Origin of the sequence: Vibrio gigantis (assembly GCF_024347515.1) — a bacterium.
Lineage (GTDB): Bacteria > Pseudomonadota > Gammaproteobacteria > Enterobacterales > Vibrionaceae > Vibrio > Vibrio gigantis.
In genome coordinates, this window is sequence record NZ_AP025492.1 from 461,834 (window position 1) to 482,087 (window position 20,254).

General features: G+C 44.9%; 19 protein-coding genes. 8 read left to right on the forward strand and 11 right to left on the reverse strand.

Annotated elements, in window-relative coordinates:
* Positions 1-156: 156 nt before the first annotated feature.
* The 4 genes from rpoD to rpsU all read right to left on the reverse strand — a co-directional run bounded on the left by rpoD (position 157) and on the right by rpsU (position 4,656).
* Positions 157-2,001 carry an RNA polymerase sigma factor RpoD gene (rpoD, locus tag OCV56_RS02125; RefSeq protein WP_048614894.1) on the reverse strand — a complete coding sequence of 615 codons (1,845 nt, stop codon included), beginning with the start codon at positions 1,999-2,001 and terminating at the stop codon, positions 157-159.
* A gap of 99 nt (positions 2,002-2,100) precedes the next feature.
* On the reverse strand, positions 2,101-3,852 hold the full coding sequence (dnaG, locus tag OCV56_RS02130; protein WP_086716231.1) for a DNA primase: 1,752 nt from the start codon (positions 3,850-3,852) through the stop codon (positions 2,101-2,103).
* Positions 3,853-3,971: 119 nt separating this feature from the next.
* Complete coding sequence (locus OCV56_RS02135; protein ID WP_086716233.1) at positions 3,972-4,415, reverse strand: GatB/YqeY domain-containing protein; 444 nt, start codon at positions 4,413-4,415, stop codon at positions 3,972-3,974.
* A 25-nt stretch (positions 4,416-4,440) separates the two neighbouring features.
* Positions 4,441-4,656 carry a 30S ribosomal protein S21 gene (gene rpsU / locus OCV56_RS02140; RefSeq protein ID WP_004396009.1) on the reverse strand — a complete coding sequence of 72 codons (216 nt, stop codon included), beginning with the start codon at positions 4,654-4,656 and terminating at the stop codon, positions 4,441-4,443.
* A 258-nt stretch (positions 4,657-4,914) separates the two neighbouring features.
* On the opposite strand from rpsU, the gene tsaD reads away from it, so the two are divergent.
* Both tsaD and OCV56_RS02150 read left to right on the forward strand, forming a co-directional pair.
* The gene (tsaD, locus tag OCV56_RS02145; RefSeq protein WP_017629386.1) at positions 4,915-5,931 is read left to right on the forward strand and encodes a tRNA (adenosine(37)-N6)-threonylcarbamoyltransferase complex transferase subunit TsaD; all 1,017 of its coding nucleotides are present in this window, start codon (positions 4,915-4,917) and stop codon (positions 5,929-5,931) included.
* Positions 5,932-6,037: 106 nt separating this feature from the next.
* A complete protein-coding gene (locus tag OCV56_RS02150) occupies positions 6,038-6,853 on the forward strand; it encodes an alpha/beta fold hydrolase (protein ID WP_086716236.1) in 816 nt (271 codons plus the stop codon).
* 59 nt (positions 6,854-6,912) lie between these two features.
* Here OCV56_RS02150 and plsY read toward each other — a convergent pair whose 3' ends face one another.
* A complete protein-coding gene (gene plsY, locus OCV56_RS02155; RefSeq protein ID WP_086716239.1) occupies positions 6,913-7,509 on the reverse strand; it encodes a glycerol-3-phosphate 1-O-acyltransferase PlsY in 597 nt (198 codons plus the stop codon).
* A gap of 138 nt (positions 7,510-7,647) precedes the next feature.
* Between plsY and folB the strand changes: the two genes are divergently transcribed.
* Genes folB through OCV56_RS02170 form a run of 3 tightly spaced genes read left to right on the forward strand, consistent with a single transcriptional unit; the run spans position 7,648 to position 9,306 of the window.
* Positions 7,648-8,007 (forward strand): dihydroneopterin aldolase, encoded by a 360-nt coding sequence (gene folB, locus OCV56_RS02160; RefSeq protein WP_086716241.1) that lies wholly within the window; start codon positions 7,648-7,650, stop codon positions 8,005-8,007.
* On the forward strand, positions 8,004-8,486 hold the full coding sequence (folK, locus tag OCV56_RS02165; RefSeq protein ID WP_086716244.1) for a 2-amino-4-hydroxy-6-hydroxymethyldihydropteridine diphosphokinase: 483 nt from the start codon (positions 8,004-8,006) through the stop codon (positions 8,484-8,486). Before folB ends, folK begins: the two co-directional genes overlap by 4 nt.
* A 16-nt stretch (positions 8,487-8,502) precedes the next feature.
* The gene (locus tag OCV56_RS02170) at positions 8,503-9,306 is read left to right on the forward strand and encodes an undecaprenyl-diphosphate phosphatase (RefSeq protein ID WP_086716247.1); all 804 of its coding nucleotides are present in this window, start codon (positions 8,503-8,505) and stop codon (positions 9,304-9,306) included.
* An 87-nt stretch (positions 9,307-9,393) separates the two neighbouring features.
* Here OCV56_RS02170 and OCV56_RS02175 read toward each other — a convergent pair whose 3' ends face one another.
* Positions 9,394-10,710: a multifunctional CCA addition/repair protein gene (locus tag OCV56_RS02175; protein ID WP_086716249.1), complete on the reverse strand. Its 1,317-nt coding sequence runs from the start codon at positions 10,708-10,710 to the stop codon at positions 9,394-9,396.
* 36 nt (positions 10,711-10,746) lie between these two features.
* On the opposite strand from OCV56_RS02175, the gene OCV56_RS02180 reads away from it, so the two are divergent.
* Together OCV56_RS02180 and OCV56_RS02185 are read left to right on the forward strand one after the other, a co-directional pair.
* Positions 10,747-12,417: an ExeA family protein gene (locus OCV56_RS02180; RefSeq protein WP_086716252.1), complete on the forward strand. Its 1,671-nt coding sequence runs from the start codon at positions 10,747-10,749 to the stop codon at positions 12,415-12,417.
* Positions 12,417-13,397: a general secretion pathway protein GspB gene (locus OCV56_RS02185; protein WP_086716254.1), complete on the forward strand. Its 981-nt coding sequence runs from the start codon at positions 12,417-12,419 to the stop codon at positions 13,395-13,397. Before OCV56_RS02180 ends, OCV56_RS02185 begins: the two co-directional genes overlap by 1 nt.
* Positions 13,398-13,458: 61 nt before the next feature.
* Here OCV56_RS02185 and OCV56_RS02190 read toward each other — a convergent pair.
* The 4 genes from OCV56_RS02190 to OCV56_RS02205 all read right to left on the reverse strand — a co-directional run bounded on the left by OCV56_RS02190 (position 13,459) and on the right by OCV56_RS02205 (position 17,687).
* Positions 13,459-14,663 (reverse strand): IS3 family transposase gene (locus OCV56_RS02190; protein ID WP_102514112.1). Its coding sequence is split into 2 segments (ribosomal slippage): positions 13,459-14,276 and positions 14,276-14,663, totalling 1,206 coding nucleotides; the frame shifts between segments, so codons are not numbered across the junction.
* Positions 14,664-14,798: 135 nt separating this feature from the next.
* Positions 14,799-15,410 (reverse strand): TIGR04211 family SH3 domain-containing protein, encoded by a 612-nt coding sequence (locus OCV56_RS02195; RefSeq protein WP_017629377.1) that lies wholly within the window; start codon positions 15,408-15,410, stop codon positions 14,799-14,801.
* 205 nt (positions 15,411-15,615) lie between these two features.
* Positions 15,616-16,878, reverse strand: coding sequence for an inorganic phosphate transporter (locus OCV56_RS02200; protein WP_086714247.1), 1,263 nt, complete (start codon positions 16,876-16,878; stop codon positions 15,616-15,618).
* Positions 16,879-17,006: 128 nt separating this feature from the next.
* Positions 17,007-17,687, reverse strand: a complete 681-nt coding sequence (locus OCV56_RS02205) for a TIGR00153 family protein (RefSeq protein ID WP_010434644.1) — start codon at positions 17,685-17,687, stop codon at positions 17,007-17,009.
* A 207-nt stretch (positions 17,688-17,894) separates the two neighbouring features.
* Between OCV56_RS02205 and OCV56_RS02210 the strand changes: the two genes are divergently transcribed.
* On the forward strand, positions 17,895-19,412 hold the full coding sequence (locus tag OCV56_RS02210) for a CYTH and CHAD domain-containing protein (protein WP_086714246.1): 1,518 nt from the start codon (positions 17,895-17,897) through the stop codon (positions 19,410-19,412).
* A 39-nt stretch (positions 19,413-19,451) separates the two neighbouring features.
* On the opposite strand, the gene OCV56_RS02215 is transcribed toward OCV56_RS02210, so the two are convergent.
* Positions 19,452-20,201 (reverse strand): potassium channel family protein, encoded by a 750-nt coding sequence (locus OCV56_RS02215; RefSeq protein WP_086714245.1) that lies wholly within the window; start codon positions 20,199-20,201, stop codon positions 19,452-19,454.
* Between the last annotated feature and the right edge of the window lie 53 nt (positions 20,202-20,254).

Below are 20,254 nucleotides of genomic sequence, written 5' to 3' on the forward strand. Positions count from 1 at the left end.
ATAGATTATAGGGGAAGCATTCAGTGGTGTCTAGAGACTATAAGGGGCAATTCCGCTTACATCTTAGCCACTTAAATCACGCAGGCACAAAAAAGGTGAGCCAACGCTCACCTTTTCTTATTTATGCTTAAAAGCTAACCACACTAGAGTGTGCGATTACTCGTCTAGGAAGCTACGCAGAGTTTCTGAGCGGCTTGGGTGACGAAGTTTACGCAGTGCTTTTGCTTCGATCTGACGGATACGTTCACGAGTTACGTCGAACTGCTTACCAACCTCTTCAAGAGTGTGGTCAGTGTTCATGTCGATACCGAAACGCATACGCAGTACTTTAGCTTCACGAGGTGTTAGGCCTGCAAGAACGTCTTTAGTTGCACCGCGTAGGCTGGTTGCCGTTGCTGAGTCTAAAGGTAGTTCTAGCGTAGTATCCTCGATGAAATCACCTAGGTGCGAATCTTCGTCGTCACCGATTGGTGTCTCCATTGAGATTGGCTCTTTAGCGATTTTCAGTACTTTACGGATCTTGTCTTCAGGCATTTGCATGCGTTCAGCCAGCTCTTCCGGAAGTGGTTCACGACCCATCTCTTGTAGCATTTGACGAGAGATACGGTTTAGTTTGTTGATCGTTTCGATCATGTGAACCGGAATACGGATAGTACGAGCTTGGTCGGCAATCGAACGAGTGATTGCTTGACGGATCCACCACGTAGCGTAAGTAGAGAACTTGTAACCACGACGGTATTCAAACTTATCTACGGCTTTCATCAGGCCGATGTTACCTTCTTGGATTAGATCCAGGAATTGTAGACCGCGGTTTGTGTACTTCTTAGCAATCGAGATTACTAGACGTAAGTTCGCTTCAACCATCTCTTTCTTCGCACGACGAGCTTTCGCTTCACCGATAGACATACGACGGCTGATATCTTTGATGCTTTGAACAGTAAGAGACGTTTCACGTTCGATCATATCCAGTTTTTGGATAGAGCGACGAATGTCATGCTCGTTACGTTTGATCTTTTCTGCGTATGGCTTGTCTGAAGCAAGAACTTCATCCAACCATGCTTCGCTAGATTCGTTGCCAGTAAATAGAGCAATGAAAGATTTCTTCGGCATTTTGCCGTACTCAACCGTTTGACGCATGATTAGGCGTTCTTGAGTACGTACACGATCCATAGAGTTACGCAGTTCGTTTACTAGGTAATCAAACTGTTTTGGTGTTAGACGGAACTCTTTGAATACGTCTTGCATCATAGTTGTTGCAAGCATTGCTTTCGGGCTTTCATGGCCGTACTCGTTGATCGCTAGTTGACGATTCTGGTAGCTAGTACGAAGTGCTGTGAACTTCTCAAGAGCAAGCTCAGGATCGATACCTGTATCTTCTTCTTCCTCTTCCTCGTCGTCTTCAGCGTCTTCTTTGTCTTCGTCTTCCAGATCAGTTTCAGCAAGTTCTGAACCGATGTGAGTCGCCGTTGGCGCAGCTGTGCCATCGTCGTCTGGGTCAACAAAGCCATTGATTAGGTCTGTTAAGCGAATCTCTTCTGCTTGTACTCGGTCAAACTGTTCCAAGATGTATGGAATAGTGCCAGGGTACTCAGCAACCGATAGTTGAACTGTATTGATACCATCTTCAATACGCTTCGCAATGTCGATTTCGCCTTCACGAGTCAGTAGCTCAACCGTACCCATTTCACGCATGTACATGCGAACTGGGTCAGTAGTACGGCCAATCTCGCTTTCTACGCTTGAAAGCGCAGCAGCTGCAGCTTCGGCTGCATCTTCATCTATATTGGCATCGTCATCATTAAGCGCTAGATCATCAGCATCAGGTGCAGTTTCAACTACCTTGATACCCATGTCATTAATCATTTGAATGATGTCTTCTACCTGTTCAGAATCCACGATTTCTGCAGGTAGGTGGTCGTTTACTTCGGCGTAGGTCAGATAGCCTTGTTCCTTGCCTTTAATAACAAGTAATTTAAGCTGTGACTGCGGATTTTGATCCATAGATGATATCCAACTTCAGGTCTGGTGAAGGACGTTGCATTCTCAAATGCAAACCAATTATGTTAACAAATTTATTAAATGCTGACTAATCAAACAGGGTTACGCTTTTAGATCTAGCATTAAAGCTAGTAGCTCCCTTTTTTCTTCGGCTGATAAACCGACACTTCTTGCTTTGGCCTGCAGGTTTTCAATTTGTTTTTCAACGCACTGGGCAAGGATGTTGTCCAATGAGTCTAAAAATATGTCTTCTTGATTGTCTTCGTCGAGGGGGATTTCCCAGCTCGCGAGACGAGACAGAAGAGCCTCATGTTTATTGTGTCGCCAATGCTCTAATAATTGGCCTGTGTTGATATGGGGATGCTCGTGGCATTTATCAAGTACTTCGACGAATAAACTTAGTCCAGGCAACTGTAAGCCTTTGACACTTGATAAATCCGGTACCATATCAGCATAGCTCGGATTTTGGATAAGCAAAGCGATAACTTCACGCATTGGAGTGCGCTTCAGCTCTTTATGCGGTTGAGGTGTCGGGTTCTGTGTATGAACTCGCGCACGTCGCAATTGGTTATCAAATCCAGTCCGCTCATCGAGCAGTTTTTCGAGCAATTCTTGGAAGTAACTGTCAGGAATTTTGTTAATCAAGGTGCTAGCGTGTGCTCGCAGTGCTGATTTTCCTTCCGTTGTTCCCAAGTTCAACTTGTGTATTTCAATCAGGTTATCGAACAAATAAGTCGAAAGCGGCGTCGCATTATGAACAAGCTGTTCGAAAGCGGCTTTGCCGTGTTCTCTTATATAGCTATCTGGGTCTTCACCGTCTGGCAAGAATAGAAACTTAAGCGTGTTACCTGTTTTCAGGTACTCAAGCGCATTTTCTAGTGCGCGCCATGCCGCTTCTTTACCTGCTCGGTCACCATCGTAACAACACACCACGGTATTGGTTTGACGGAACAGCATTTGAATGTGGTCACCAGTTGTCGAGGTGCCCAGCGATGCTACTGAGTAATCAACACCATATTGCGCGAGTGCTACGACATCCATGTAGCCTTCAACCACAAGAATTTGCGGCGGTTCACGGTGGGCTTGTAATACTTCATAAAGGCCGTAAAGCTCTTTACCTTTATGGAAGATAGGCGTTTCTGGTGAGTTCAGATATTTTGGCGTGCCATCTTCTAATACACGACCACCAAAACCAATCACACGGCCGCGACGATCGCGAATCGGGAACATCACGCGCCCACGGAATCGGTCGTATCGGTTGCCTTTATCGTTCTCTATTAGCATGCCGCCAGTCACGAGCATGTCTTGGGCTTCTTTCTGTTGGCCAAAGTTTTTACGAACCAAGTCCCACTCATCCGCCACATAACCAATGCCAAATTTCTGGACAATTTCGCCAGATAGGCCACGATTCTTTAGGTATTCAATCGCCGGTTTATTGGCTGCTATTTTTAGCTGGGAGCGATAGAACTGGCTGATGCCACCCATAAGATCATAGAGGTTACGTTTTTGTTCGCTGCTGGCTCTAGGTGTTGTTGATATCTCGCCGCTGCGTTGCTCCCTAGGGACATCGAGGCCTAAGAAAGAGGCAAGCTCTTCAATCGCTTCGACAAAATCGAGACGTTCGAACTCCATCATGAAGTCGATAGCATTGCCGTGCACACCACAACCAAAGCAGTGATAAAACTGTTTTTCTTGGCTTACGCTAAAAGAAGGGGTCTTTTCGTTGTGGAATGGGCAACAAGCACCATAGTTTTTGCCTTTTTTCTTAAGTTTCACGCGTGCGTCCACAATGTCGACAATGTCGAGACGCGCTAGGAGATCATCGATGAAACTACGCGGGATGTGTCCTGCCATAAAACCTTAGAAAAATGCACTAACTGAGAGTGTGGATAATAATAGTTTGAATAGGTTACAGATACAAACAAGCCGTGCGTTCCGAAGGATTGCACGGCTTGTTGCAATTTGATTTGGGATTAAGCGAGTTTAGAACGAACTAAACCACTAACTTTACCCATATCTGCACGCCCTTGAATTTGTGGTTTCAAGATAGCCATTACTTTACCCATGTCTTGCATGCCCGCTGGTTGAGCTTCGGCGATTGCGCTATCAAGTAGTGCAATAACTTCGTCATCAGTTAGCGGTTGAGGCATAAAGCCTTCAAGTACCGTAATTTCTGCTTTTTCCACGTCAGCAAGATCTTGACGATTTGCCGATTCATATTGAGCAACAGAATCGCGACGTTGCTTAACCATTTTAACTAATACAGCAAGAATGTCGTCGTCGTTCAGAGTGATCCGTTCGTCAACTTCACGTTGCTTAATTGCTGAAAGAGCTAAGCGGATAGTGCCAAGGCGCGGTTTGTCCTTGGCTTTCATCGCTAATTTTTGCTCTTCTTTGAGTTGTTCAATAAGAGCCATAACTCAGTCCTTATGGATTAAGTTATTAGTACAGGCGAACGCGACGTGCGTTTTCGCGAGCTAGCTTCTTAGCGTGACGCTTTTGAGCTGCTGCTTTAGCGCGTTTGCGAACTGTAGTTGGCTTTTCGTAATGCTCGCGACGGCGAACTTCAGAAAGGATACCTGCTTTTTCACAAGAGCGCTTGAAACGACGTAGTGCAACGTCGAACGGTTCGTTTTCACGTACTTTAACTATTGGCATATGCCTTTCACCTCAGGGGTTATTCATTATCGCTGGCTACTCAGTACCAAATCAGAGAAGTTACCCATCGAGCTAACTCTCTATTCGCGTTTGGCCATTAACCAGCTTGATCAAAAATGGTGCGGAATTTTAATCCGATCACAGTAGCTTTGTAAAGCACTTTGTCGATTATAGTCTGTACAATATTTGTTTGAAGAGCTTAGGCAGGGTAATATTGCGCTAATTTCCCATTTTAGACGAAAGCGTGCCGAGAAAATTATGCGCATTATTGGTATTGAAACCTCTTGTGATGAAACAGGAATCGCAATTTATGATGATGAGCAGGGGCTGCTTTCTCATCAATTATATAGCCAAGTAAAACTGCACGCCGATTACGGTGGTGTGGTACCTGAGCTAGCTTCACGTGACCACGTGAAAAAGACAATCCCACTGATTAAAGCCGCTTTAGCGGAAGCTAACCTAACGTCGAAAGATATTGATGGTGTGGCTTACACGGCTGGCCCAGGTTTGGTTGGCGCACTGCTTGTGGGCGCAACGATTGGTCGCAGCATTGCTTATGCTTGGGGCGTGCCCGCTGTACCTGTTCACCACATGGAAGGTCACCTACTAGCGCCAATGCTAGAAGATAACCCACCGCCGTTCCCATTTGTTGCTCTGCTGGTTTCTGGCGGTCACACTATGATGGTCGAAGTGAAGGGGATTGGTGAATACAAGATCCTTGGCGAATCGATTGATGATGCGGCGGGTGAAGCGTTTGATAAAACAGCTAAGCTGATGGGCTTAGATTACCCAGGTGGCCCGTTGCTTTCTCGATTAGCAGAGAAAGGCACGCCAGGTCGCTTTAAGTTCCCTCGACCTATGACCGATCGTCCGGGTCTAGACATGAGCTTTTCTGGTCTAAAAACATTTGCAGCGAATACGATTCGTGACAATGACAACGATGATCAAACTCGCGCGGACATTGCTTACGCATTCCAAGAAGCGGTTTGTGGCACCTTGGTAATCAAGTGTAAGCGTGCCTTGGAACAGACGGGCATGAAACGTATAGTGATTGCTGGTGGCGTAAGTGCAAACAAGCAACTGCGTGTTGAGCTTGAAGCGCTTGCTAAGAAAATTGGTGGTGAGGTGTACTACCCACGCACTGAGTTCTGTACTGATAACGGTGCAATGATCGCTTATGCGGGTATGCAGCGCCTGAAAAATGGTGAGACTGCTGACCTTTCAGTTCAAGCAACACCACGTTGGCCGATTGACCAATTAGAGCCAATTGCTTAATACATCAAGATGTTTCGATAAACGGTCGCCTAGTGCGGCCGTTTTTATATCCTAGCTTACCGACTATATGTCGATAAATAATTGCTGATAGAGATTAGGGAAGAAGATGAACAAGTTCACAATAGATAATCAATCGATGGCGTACCTAGATGAAGGTGAGGGTCCGGTTGTTGTTTTAGGCCACAGCTACCTTTGGGATAGCGCGATGTGGAAGCCACAGATTGAAGCACTAAAAACTCAGTATCGTTGTATTGTGCCTGAGCTTTGGTCTCATGGTGAATCTGAAGCGGCACCGAGTGCAATGCGTAACCTGAAAGATTACGCTCAACATGTTTTGGCACTGCTTGATCACCTAAACATCGATAAGTTTTCAGTTGTTGGTTTATCGGTTGGCGGTATGTGGGGGACAGAGTTAGCGGAACTTGCACCTGCACGTATTAATTCTTTGGTTCTAATGGATACTTTCGTAGGTCTAGAACCAGAAGTTGCCCACACTAAGTATTTCCACATGTTAGATACCATCACTCAAACCAAGATGGTACCTCAGCCGATCGTTGAAGCGGTCGTCCCACTGTTCTTCGCGAATGATGCTCAAACTAACACGCCAGCTTTAGTGGAAGGTTTTACTAAGCAACTATCGGCTCTTGAGGGCGAGAGCGCTGAAGAAGTGGCGCGCATCGGTCGAATGGTCTTTGGACGTCGCGATATGATCGAATCTGTAGAGGACTTTGCTCTGCCTGTTTTGATTGCGGTTGGGCAAGAAGACAAACCACGTCCGGTACTTGAGTCATACTTAATGCACGATTGCATTACCGGCAGTGAATTAGTGGTGATTCCAGGCGCGGGTCATATTAGTTCGTTAGAGCAGCCAGAGTTTGTGAATACGATGCTGAAGACGTTTTTAGATAAACATCTACTGTAGTACTAACAACAACTAAAATTTATCGGTTTAAATCTTTACATTCAAAAGGGTGTATAAGGTTAAGCCGATTTTTTTTGTCCGAGTTTTGGTTCGCTGCCATCGAGTAGTCGGCGGATATTCTGATGGTGACGTAGCACGATCAAACAACACAACATAGCTACTGGCAGTGTGTATTGAGGTTTGACTAACCAAGCATAGAAAGGTGCAAGTAGCACGGTGACAAGTGCTGCTAAAGAAGAATAACGAAATAAAAATGCCACAACTAACCAAGTCGCCATGATCATTCCTGTTAGATCAAATCCGATTGGTGCGATGGCTCCAAGTGCCGTCGCAACCCCTTTTCCACCTTTGAAGTGGAAGAATATTGGATACATATGGCCCAGACACGCCGCAATCGCTACAACGCCTAAAATGATCGAGTCGATATTGAGGTAGTAGCCAAGCCAGACGGGGATGGTGCCTTTAAGCATGTCACACAGGAGGACAGCGGCTGCAGCGCCTTTACCGCCGACACGCAGTACATTAGTGGCTCCAGGATTATTAGAGCCCACTGTTCTTGGATCTGGAAGTCCTAAAACTCGGCATATCAAGACCGCACTAGAGATTGAACCTAGTAAATAGGCTGCAATGATCATGATTAGTGCTAATGGGGTCATGTCTTTCCTTAAACGGTTATAAGCCTAACGATGGGAAAATAATGCTCAATCCAAGAGTAATTGATATCATATCTCGAATTACGCAAATAATACGTTTTTTTCCCCAATATGGGTATCCGACCTCTAAAAGGACAAGTCATGGCACTGGATAAAGTTTTCATTGAACAGCTAGAAGTAATTACAACGATCGGTGTTTACGATTGGGAACAAGAGATTAAACAAAAACTTGTGCTTGATATTGAAATGGCTCATGACAACCGCCCAGCAGGTAAGAGTGACGATGTGGTTGATGCTCTGGACTACTCTACAGTAAGTACTGCTGTGCTTGATCATATTGCGAATGGCCGCTTCCTGTTGGTAGAGCGTGTGGCTGAAGAAGTGGCTGAATTAATTATGAATCAGTTCTCTGTTCCTTGGATTAAAATCCGCTTGGCTAAACCGGGCGCAGTGCCTCAAGCGAAGGCTGTTGGCGTGATCATCGAACGAGGTCAAGTATGACCATAGCCTATGTTGGTGTTGGCACGAACATAGACCGCGACAAGCATGCAAGAGTGGCATGGACAGAGCTTCAATCGTTAGGGATTAACCTTAAATGCTCTAAAATCTATCACTGTGAGCCCGTGGGTTTTAATAGCCATCCGTTTTATAACTTTGTGATAGAGCTCGACACATCACTTTCATTGACTGAATTTTCACAACACCTGCGTAAAATTGAGTTTAAATGGGGTCGCTCTCAAGATGCACATAAACTGCAAGATCGAAAGCTCGATCTTGATATTGTGCTGTTTGGAGAGGTGGTTTCTGAGAGCGATCCAGAACTGCCACGCAGTGATATCTATAAATATCCGTTTGTAACACAACCGCTTTATGATCTTTGTCCTGCGAGAGTGATCCCGCAAGATGGAAGAACCGTCAGTGAAATATGGCAGAAGATGCAGCAATTAGACTCGCTCTCTGTTGTAGATATAAAACTATAATTTTTTAAGGTAAGTAATGAGTTATTTTGAAGCGTTTATATTGGCGTTGGTGCAAGGCTTTACTGAGTTTTTACCTATTTCCAGTTCTGCACACTTAATTCTTCCTTCTGCTGTTTTAGGTTGGGAAGATCAAGGCTTGGCATTTGATGTTGCTGTCCACGTTGGTACATTAGCTGCTGTGGTTATCTATTTCCGCAAAGAAGTGGTTTCTCTTTTGGGCGCTTTCTTTGGATCTATCTTTAAGGGCGACCGCAGCAAAGAAGCGAAATTGGCGTGGATGATCATCCTTGCGACGATTCCGGCATGTATCTTTGGCCTGCTGATGAAGGACATTGTTGAGCTTTACCTGCGTAGTGCATGGGTGATTGCGACAACGACAATCGTCTTTGGTCTGTTGTTGTGGTGGGTAGATAAGAACTCAAGCCTACGTGATGATGAGTACCAAGCTGGCTGGAAAAAAGCGCTGTTTATTGGTCTTGCTCAAGCAATGGCGATTATTCCGGGCACATCTCGTTCTGGCGCAACCATTACCGCGGCGCTGTATCTTGGTTTCACACGTGAAGCAGCAGCTCGATTCTCTTTCTTGATGTCTATCCCAATCATCACTTTAGCTGGTGGTTACTTAGGTCTTAAGCTCGTGACCAGTGGTGATCCAATCCATGTTGGCACTTTGCTAACGGGTATCGTGGTGTCTTTCATTAGTGCTTATATCTGTATCCACTTCTTCTTGAAGCTTATCTCTCGTATGGGTATGACACCGTTTGTTATCTACCGCCTAATCCTAGGTTGTGGTCTGTTTGCTTTCTTAATGATGCAGTAACAGACGCTGATAACAGTCTCGCCGTAAAATTGAAAAAGCCCGCTTTACTGCGGGCTTTTTAATACGTGCTTACTAACAGATTGAAGATCAACTATTAGTGAGTTCTGATAACGCGTTTTCAATAGCTACCGCTCTGCGCTTCTCTTGCTCTTCTCGAATATCTTTACCTTTAAAGCCATCGGCAATGATCGTTTTTACTTCAACTTGAAGTGCCGCTCGGTAAGCGACTTCAAAACGCGCTTTTTGAGGATAAGGCTGCGCTTCTAATCCTTTTCGGCCTGCGTGATCGGCTTGGCAGCAAAGTAGTATGTCGTCGAGCCTATCTGGCTTGCGCCAAACATCGAACTTGTTGAGAACCTTGAGGAAGGTGGTTGGCTTTAGTTCATCTGCGCGATGGATATTAGAGTGCTGTTCACACACTAACAGTGCTAGGTCTCTGAACTCATTAGGCACTCTCACTCGCTCACATAGCTTCTTGATGATCTTCACGCCAGTATGGCAATGCATTTTATGACTTGGCCATTCGCTTTCTGGTGTGACGCCTTTACCTAAGTCATGCACCTGAGCTGCAAAACGTACAGGCAGTGATGGGCTTAACAGCGCCGCTTGCTGAGCAACCATTAGAGTGTGAATACCCGTGTCGATCTCAGGGTGCCACTTTTCAGGTTGAGGAACACCAAAAAGTGCATCAAGTTCTGGTAAAACAACCGCTAGTGCTCCGCACTCTTTCAATACTGAAAGGAACACCTCTGGGTGTGGTGTACTAAGAGACTTATGCCACTCTTGCCAAACTCGCTCTGCCGTAAGATGGGCGAGTTCACCAGATTTAACGATTTCACTCATCATATCCATGGTTTCAGATGCAATCGTAAAGTTGAGGTGGTGAAGTTTGGCAGCGAAGCGCGCAACTCGCAGTACTCGAAGCGGATCTTCAACAAAGGCATCGGATACGTGTCTAAGAATACGTTCTGAGAGATCTTGCTGGCCGTGATAAGGATCGTGCAGGTTACCTTCATCATCTTGAGCGATGGCGTTGATCGTCAAATCACGACGCATGAGATCTTCTTCCAGACTAACATCTGGCGCGAAATAACACTCGAAGCCGGTGTAACCCGAACCTGACTTTCTCTCAGTGCGAGCCAGTGCGTGCTCTTCCTTGGTTTTTGGGTGCAAGAATACCGGGAAGTCTTTACCCACAGCAGTGAAGCCGCGGCTTTCCATCTCTTTAGGGGTACTGCCGACCACCACCCAATCTTTATCATAGCTATCAATATTGAGTAGCTTATCGCGCACCGCCCCACCGACTAGATAGCGCTGTAGCCCACTCTCTTTTGGTAGGCTATCGTATATTTGCAACTTATCACCTCGAAATGTTTTATCACTGCTGGACTTTACTGCAAGCAATGGTACTTTCCATTAATCGTAATTATAGGGCAGCACATGTATAAGGAATATTTTGGCTTCGTTGAGACGCCATTTTCGATTGTACCAAATTCTCGCTACTTGTTTTTGAGTCAGCGCCATCAAGAAGCGATGCAAAACCTACAAGCCGGTTTAGGCGAGGGTGGGGGCTTTGCGATGCTTACTGGTGAGGTTGGTACAGGGAAAACAACGGTCGCTAAGGCGATGTTGTCCTCCCTTGATAGCCACACTCAAGCTGGCCTTATACTCAACCCTACATTTTCCAATACCGATTTGCTTGAAGCTATCTGTGATGAGTTCGATATCGACTATCCGCAACAGGCATCACTCAAGCAACTGAGTCAGGCGATTCATCACTTTCTACTTGATAGTCATGCCGAAGGTATTCAAACCTTATTGGTGATAGATGAAGCTCAGCACTTAGCTGCCGATGTGTTGGAGCAGCTACGCCTTTTAACGAACTTGGAAACTGACAGCCGCAAGTTATTAAAAGTATTGCTGGTTGGCCAACCTGAATTACAACAGCACCTGCAGACTACGCAATTGCGCCAGCTAGCGCAGCGTATTACGGGGCGCTACCATTTGCTGCCCCTCAACATTCAAGAGACCGGTAAGTACATCGCGTTTCGCCTAGAGACAGCAGGTGGCGAGCAAATGCTGTTTTCGAATCGCTCCGTTAAGCTGATTGCCCAATATACTCATGGTATTCCACGGTTGATTAACTTGGTGTGTGATAAGGCGCTGCAGCTAGCGTTTCATGATGGAGAGCCAACACCGAGTAATGACACGGTTAACCGAGCGTGTCAGCAGGTTATGTCTTTTCAGGCTGATGTGTATCACGTAGATAACCCTCCAACTTCCGATGTTATGCCCAAGTTATTCCAATATGCAGGGATTGCGACGTTAAGTATCGGCCTTGCTATGGCGACTTTTAACTTCGCTCCAACCTATATAAATTCTTGGTTATCTACGGATACTTCAAGTGAAATTAAAACTGAAGCGGCAGTGCACACTCAGCGTTCATTGGTGGCAGATACACCTACGCTGGTGGCTGAGCCAAAACCTGCCAAGTTTGAGTTGCCACCACACATTCAACAACATTTGATGCAGGGAACCAATCGCTCTCTCGCTATCAAGGACTTGTATACGCTTTGGGGATATCAATCTTCACTGCGTGATGGCTTGTGCTTAAGTGAACCACAAAGTGTCTTTGTGTGCGAGCAGCAGCAGGCTAATTTGGATACATTGGTAGAACTAGGCGTACCTGTGGTACTTAACCTCGATATAGACCAAAAGCCAGTGTTTGCTGTGCTTTATGGTGTGTCTGAGAAATCTGTCGAGTTACTGGTTAATGAGAAGCTCTTGGTGATACCGAAGCAATCTTTAGATAAAATCTGGCATGGCGATTATGTCGCGATTTGGAAACAGCCGCTACGAGAGACACTCAAAGAGGGCTATCAAGGTGAAGCAGTTGCTTTGCTTGATTTGTTACTTTCTGAAGTATTAGGAGAGGTTGTATCTGGCAGTGATGTGTTTGATTATGAGTTAAAAATGAAAATCGAAGCGTTTCAAACTTGGCAAGGCATGTCTGTTGATGGCATCGCAGGTAAGCGAACCTTGGCAAGGTTGCAGAGATTAGCTCAACTCGATTCGCCTAAGTTGATGTCACTAGAAGGGGACGAAAGCTAATGTCACGCATTATGCACGAACTTAAACACTCTTCTGGAAAACAGTCGTATTTGAATCAGCATTCTCTTAGCAAGCCAAGCTTCAAAGGTTATCAGAATCATCATGTGCCTAGCTCTGCTAAAGGGATGAACAGCAAACGAGGTTCATCGTTAGCGATGGGGCTACTCCTAGTTCTGGTACCTTCTTTGCTGGTGGGTGGTGTCCTAGCTTATCAATCATATAACCAACAACTGCAAAACTCATCTAGCCGAGTCGCTAATGCCGCTCTGCCAGAATCAAAGGCTCTATCAGACGTTGAGCCTGAAATGGCTGATGTAGCAAGCATGCATGCTGTTCCTGTGGAAGAAAATCCATTGTTCGCCGTTCGTCCTGCACCGACGAGTAAGCCATTGAAAGCACTGCCACGCCAAGAGGTGTATGCACAGATTGATTCGGACTCGAATCGTGCAAACACCATAGGTGGCTCAGCTGTGATCTCAGCGAATGTTAATAACAACACTCAAATGATAGCCAGTTCTGAGTCGTCACCAGGTCAACCAACAGTTCAGCAAAGTGTTAGCGATGAAGCTAGCAACTTGCAATCAAACAGTGACCCACAGTCGGACAGTGATTTGCTGCAAGGGCTAGACCTGAGTGAATTACCACCCGATTTGGCATTGAAGCTTGAATCCATCATGGGTGAGCAACAAAGCACACCTGAGCCAATGGACTCAAGACCAGCAGGGCAAGGTTCTCAGGTCATTGAGTTGGAAACACATATTAATAGCTTATCTGGGGTGTTACCTAAGTTAGACCTACAAACTCATATGTATTCGAGTAGTGAAACCAAGCGTTGGGTAAAAGTGAATGGCCAAGAAGTGGCACAAGGAGATTGGATTGGGCAAGATATTCAATTACTTGAGATTAAACCACAATCGGTAATCATAGAGTTCAATCAACAGAAGATAGAAATCCCAGCTCTGTACGAGTGGAAAGGCTAGCGAACTCTATAGGCATCCAGATGACAGTGACCCGTCCTGATATGGGTTGACACTTGATTGACTAAAACGCTCGATGTATTTCATCGGGCGTTTTGTATTTTAGAGCCGTGTGAGGCCTATATTCATTATAGATTTTTACTGATTCAGCGACCATTTTCTTTGCTTCATCTAAATCATTAGGTTTATTCAACAGATACTCCATCTTCAGTATTCCGTTGATCCTCTCTGCCAACGCATTCTGATAACAGTCATAGCCATCAGTCATTGAGCAAGATACACCATACTGTCGATGCAACTCTTGGTATTCAACAGAGCAGTACTGAACACCTCGATCTGAGTGATGGACAAGCTCACCTGTATTCTTCCGCTCTTTCAACGCGTTTAAAAAGGCCTGCTTGACCGTGCGAGCTTTCATATCATCACTTATGTGATAGCCCACGATTTTTCTTGAGTAAGCGTCCGTCACTAAACTGAGATACGTACTACCACGCCGCGTTGCTAGATAAGTAATATCGGCAACCCATAATTGCTCTGGTCCTTCCGGTATTAAGCCTTCTTTGATTCGATTTGGATGGCAGTAAAAGCGATGATTACTGTTTGTGGTTCGATGGTAAGCCCTTCGATTCTGTACTAATAATCGATTCATTCTCAGCAGAGAGAATAAGCGGTCTCGCCCGATTTCAATATCGTTCTGAGCAAGTAAATACTTGATCTTACGAGTCCCTATACGAGGGTGCATCATCCTTTGCTCCTTCACAAAACCGAGTACAGATTCATCTTTCTTTGTCTGATGAATTTCGGCAACACAGCGTTTGTAGAAAGCTTGTCTTGTAATACCTATGAAGTGACAAGCTTTAGTAACGGTCAACTTTCTGACCGTTTTTTCCTTAATAACTCGGCCTTGCGCTTCTTTGAGATTCGGACTCCGAAATCTCGATCCATGACTTTTACAACCGCTTCAAAGAACTCAGCTTTGAGCTGAGTTTCTTCTAATTGCTGCTCGAGTTCTTTGATTCGTTGCTCTGGGGTTTGAGTTGAGGAAGAGTTTGACATAGTCGCTCCTAACGCTCTCGATTGTTCTATTCCTTTAGACCAATCTAGTTGACCATGTTTGCGAAGCCAAACTAAAACGGTAGAGCGCCCTTGGATCCCATAACGTTCTTGAGCTTGCTTATAAGTCATTTCGCCTTTTTCAACTTGGCTTACGACTGCCAATTTAAAGGCAAGAGAATAATCTCGTTGAGTACGTCTACTTGTTGTTTTCATGACACTCTCCAATTTCATGTTGGAAATGTGTCAACCATATTTAGGACGGTACACAGGCAAATAAAAAGGAGCACAGAGGTGCTCCTTTTTGATATTCGATACTGAATTTTACTGTACCTGATATAAGCGTTAAGTCTACGCCCAGCCGTTTGGTGACTTTCTACGACGAGGCATGATGTGTGGTAGAACAAGGCCTAGAAGTAGACCAATACCCGCAACACCACCACCGTACATGAAGTACTTCAATAGTAGGTCGTCTTTCTGAGTGTCTAGTTTAGCACGCAGTTCACGGTTCTCTGTTTGAGAGCTCGTTAGCTGTTGGCTAATTTCACTGTAGTTCTGCTCTAGTTCAGCAATCTGCTTGTTACGAGAGTCTAGAGAGCTTGCTAGGCCAGCTTTTTCGCTGTCAGCACTCTGGCGAGCATTCGCTAGTTTACCTTTAACTTCCGTCAGCTCTTTCTCTAGCTTAGGCATACGCAGTGCCATGCTTTCTTGAGTGCTTACAAACTTACTTTCAACCCAACCTTTACGACCGCGGTTGTCTTGAATTTGGGTATAACCCGTGCTCTTGTTAGTTTGTAGGTATGTAATCTTTTCACCAGCATCAACACTGCCGATGATACGGAATGTGTTGTTTGGGCCAGAATGCATATAAGTAAATAGTTTGTCAGCAATATAACGGTCTTGTGCAAAGGCAGCTGGAGCCGCAAGCATTGCGAACAAAACTAAGCTAATCAGTTTTTTCACAGTAAATCCCTTAACGATTCAAATTGGGTAGGCGTATGAGTCAGCCTCAATGAGCAAATAATATTTAGTTTCTTTATGCGGTGCAACAAAGAAGGGAGGCAAAGCCTCCCTTTCTGTGCGTTTGAGTCAATAATGACATGGCATTTACATATCGTTACTGAAGCTCACACTGTTCTGACGCTAGTATTCACTAACGCAGTCGCGATTACATAGTAAACGCAGCTTGAATTGCATAGAAGAACACAACAGCAAGTAGAGCACCTGCTGGCAATGTCACAATCCAAGAAGCCACGATATTACGTACAACGCCTAAGTTTAGTGCTGCGATACCACGAGCAAAACCAACACCCAATACTGCACCAACGAGTGTTTGTGTAGTAGAGATTGGAAGGCCAGTACCTGAAGCTAGTACAACCGTACATGCCGTTGCAAGTTGCGCAGCAAAACCACGGCTTGGTGTTAATTCTGTAATACCAGTACCAACGGTTGCCATTACTTTATGACCCATTGTTGCAAGACCAACAACGATACCGAAACCACCTAGAGGAAGAATCCACCATGCGATAGTACTCTTACCTGTGATTTCGCCCATGTGCTCAACGGTTGATACAACAGCAGACAGTGGACCAATCGCGTTTGCAACGTCGTTTGAACCGTGTGCAAATGCCATCGCACAAGCTGTGATAACCATTAGTACAGAGAAGATACCTTCAACACCGGCAAAGCCGTGGTCTTCTTCGCGGTTAGCAAATTTCTTCTGGATGTATAGGTAACCACCAATCATAACAAGAGCAGAAACGCCAGCAGCCCAAACCCATGCTTCGGTGTTGCTTAGGTGAAGACCAACGTGCTTAAGACCTTTCTTGATCGTTACAAGTGCAATCACCATCGTTGTGATGAACATGTATACCGGTACAAAGCGCTTCGCGTTGAATAGCGGGTTCTCTGTATCAAAGATAAGTCGTTGAGCACTTACAAATATGACATAAGCGAAGAAACCGGAAATAACGGGTGTGATAATCCAACTGCCCACAATACCTTGAACACTGTTCCAGTCTACGGCTTCAGTACCTACAGAGATACAAGCAAAACCGATGATTGCACCGATGATGGAGTGAGTCGTAGAAACAGGCCAGCCCATGTAAGAAGCGAGAAGTAGCCATGTACCTGCAGCTAAAAGAGCCGACATCATACCGTACACAAGTACATCAGGTTGATGAGCGAATAGAGACGTTTCGATAACACCTTTACGGATCGTGTCTGTTACTTCGCCGCCCGCAAGGTAAGCACCTGCGAATTCAAAGATCATTGCGATAATGATCGCTTGTTTAACGGTTAGAGCTTTAGAGCCTACTGAGGTGCCCATTGCGTTCGCAACGTCATTTGCACCAATACCAATAGCCATCAAGAAACCGAAAGCTGCTGCAACAATAATCAGGACAGTGCCGTAGTTAGCAAGGATATCCATCGTAATACCTAGTTGTTTGATAACAAGCGGAACAAATTTAGACGCAAAAAACCGCTCAGCGAGAGAAATACTCAGCGCATAAGTGGTTTGTTCAAAAAATGCTCTTCGTTATATGGTTAACGTATGATTTAAGATCGAGAAAGCATTACTTCAAGACGAGCGCCTACACGCTGTGCTTGATCTGCAATACCACCAACCCATTCAAGAATTTTGTATAAGAACATGATATCAACTGGATTCAGATCGCCTTCAATCGCCATTAGTTGTTGGCGTAGTTCGATCTGCATCGCATCCGTGTCATCTTCAATTACATCTAATTGATGAATCATTTCGGCAACGAGTGTTACTTCACGGCCTTTAAAGCCAGTCTCAAGTAATTCGTCTAATTCATTGATTACGTTTTGTGCTTGGTTCGCTGCATCTAGACAACGTTTAACGTAAGCGATGAAGTTTTCTTGCATAGGAGCAGGAATGACAAGTTGACGACCATATACACGGCCAGCAATGTCTTTCGCTAGGTTTGCGAGTTTGTCTTGCTGAGTTAATAGCTCCAACATATCGGTGCGATCAACTGGCATAAACAAACCACGAGGAAGTTTAAGGCGAATTTCACGTTTTAGTACGTCAGCTTCTTTCTCAAGGTGAGAAATTTGAGCTCGAATTTCTGATGCTTTTTCCCAGTCACCTTTTGAAGAAACTTCAAAGAAATTAACTAGGTGAGAACAACATTCGTTCACGCATACTACGTGACGCTGCAAAGGTTTAATTGGGGACTTTGCAAATAACCCCATAATTGTATTTACTGGCATGGTCATCCAACCTAATAAATAATAACCTTAAAACAACATACACCATATTCATGGTGAAATGTTAAGCGATGGCTACAAAGTCGCGCATGTTAACCTAATCAATCTCTCATTAAAACTGTTTTAGATCATCATAAGAGCGATATTTCTGACTTGCCGACTTTTCAAATTGGCAATATCCTGTCCCTATCTTCACAGAAAGGTATAACTATGGAAACCGAGATAGAACTGAAGTTTTTTGTTTCTCCTGAATTTTCAGAGACTTTACGCAATAAAATTGCTGAAACTAAAGTACTTCAGCACAGTTGTCGTGAGCTAGGTAACATCTACTTTGACACCGCTGACAACTGGCTACGTAAGCACGATACTGGCTTACGCATTCGACGCTTTGATGACGTATTTGTACAAACCGTAAAGACAGCTGGTCGTGTGGTTGCTGGCCTGCATCAAAGGCCTGAATACAATGCAGAACACGACAGCAACGAACCCAAATTAGCCCTGCACCCAGAGGATATCTGGCCAGCGGGTAAAGACATCGACACGTTACAAGCTGAACTTACTCCTCTATTTTCTACCAACTTCACACGTGAGCAGTGGTTGATTGGTATGCCTGATGGTAGCCAAGTCGAGGTCGCATTCGATCAAGGCTTCGTTGAATCTGGCGAACTGCAAGAACCGATTTGCGAAGTCGAATTGGAGCTTAAATCTGGTCAAACGGATGCTCTATTTACCTTGTCTCGCCAGTTCTGCGAACAAGGTGGTATGCGTTTGGGCAACCTAAGCAAAGCTGCTAAGGGTTACCGACTTGCTCAAGGTTATCAAGGAGATGAAGTCACTCCTTTGACCTTAGTTGATACTGACAAAAGTGATACCGTTGAATCGTGTTTCATTCAATCTTTAGAGCATGCTCTCGCTCATTGGCACTATCACGAGCAGATTTTTACCGAGCGCCAATCGATTGAAGCGCTACATGAGATTAGTCATTCACTGAGTTTTATCCGTCAGACTTTCACTATCTATGGCGGTATTGTGCCAAGACGCGCTAGCGCTATTTTACGCCAAGAGCTTAAGTGGCTTGAACAAGAGCTCGACTGGCTGAAAAGCTATGACCACTTCGAAGACTTGCTCGAAGATAAAGGCCACGTGTTACGTAAGCTTGATGCGCGTAAGTTCTTAGTCGCTGAGCTTAAAGAGATGCAAGAGCAACTTCCAGATCGAGAAGAGTTACTTACTTTGCTGAGCTCTGCTCGTTACACTGGTTTACTGCTAGACCTGAGCCGTTGGATCTTATCTCGTGGCTGGCAGCCTTTCTTAGACGAAAAAGCTCGAGAACAAATGGCACGTGGTATTGAGTGGTTTTCGGTTAAGCAGTTAGATCGTACATGGGCAGATTTGATGGAAGCTTTTCCACCAGAACGAGTGATGACTAGCCAAGCGTATATTGATCAGCAATACCGTTTAATGCGCAATCTATACTCTGGTGTGGGTTTCGCGAGTTTGTATGATGACGATGAGCGTAACAGCTTCCGCTTACCATGGGCTGATATGGTTCAAGGCATTGATGATTTGCTGGCACTTAAAACATTAGAGCCTTTGACTGAGAAGCTGGAGGGCGATGAGAAGGTTCAACTAGAGCGTTGGCTGGCTCGTCAAGAAGTGTCCATTCTGCATGCAATGGAACAGACACGCCAAATCAGTGTTGAGGTTGAGCCATATTGGCAAGACTAAATTCAATATCTTTATCAATATGAAAATAGGGCTCTGGCCCTATTTTTTTGTTTGTTGCTCAAGCTTTTCTAGGCGTTCTAAGATTTTCTGTTGCTGCTCAATGATTTTCTCAAGATGCTTCTCTTTGTTTTCCGCTCGTTGACTCTCATGATGAGTTGGAGAGGTGATCAAAGAGGTAATCAAGCCTGAAATCATACCAAACACCCCCACACCGCAAATGATCACCAGAGAAGCGACTAACTTTCCTGAGCTTGTGACAGGATAATGATCGCCATATCCCACCGTACTGATGGTGACGAAAGCCCACCATAAAGCATCTTGTCCAGTAGTGATGTTGGCATTGGGATCTTTGTGCTCTAACAGAAGTATTGTCCCCGCTCCTATGGTCAGGAGAATAACCAACAGCAGTATAATTGAGGCGAGGGTAGTTTCTTTGCGATTGCGAAATAGTTCTCTGACAACGCGTTTACCTGAACGGAGAACAAGAATGACACGCAAAATCTGAAAAATGCGAGCGAAACGAAGAGGCTCGATCATCGGGATGCTTGCTAAGAAATCGATCCAGTGTACTTTTAGGTATTCTTTTTTGTTTTGTGATCTGAATAGATCAATTGTGAGCTGAAAAAGAAAAACACTACAGATAATGAAATCGAGGCCGATAAGGACTTGTTTCGATTCTTTATCAATCGGTACGAACAATAAGCCTGAGATCACAAATAACGCTAAGAAAGAGAGAATCAGTGACAATAAGCTCATTGGCTTGGTGACGTCTTTGGTATTATTCAACATTCATACGAGGCTCAAAATAAATCGCGAACTTTGACTGACATAGCCACCTCGCG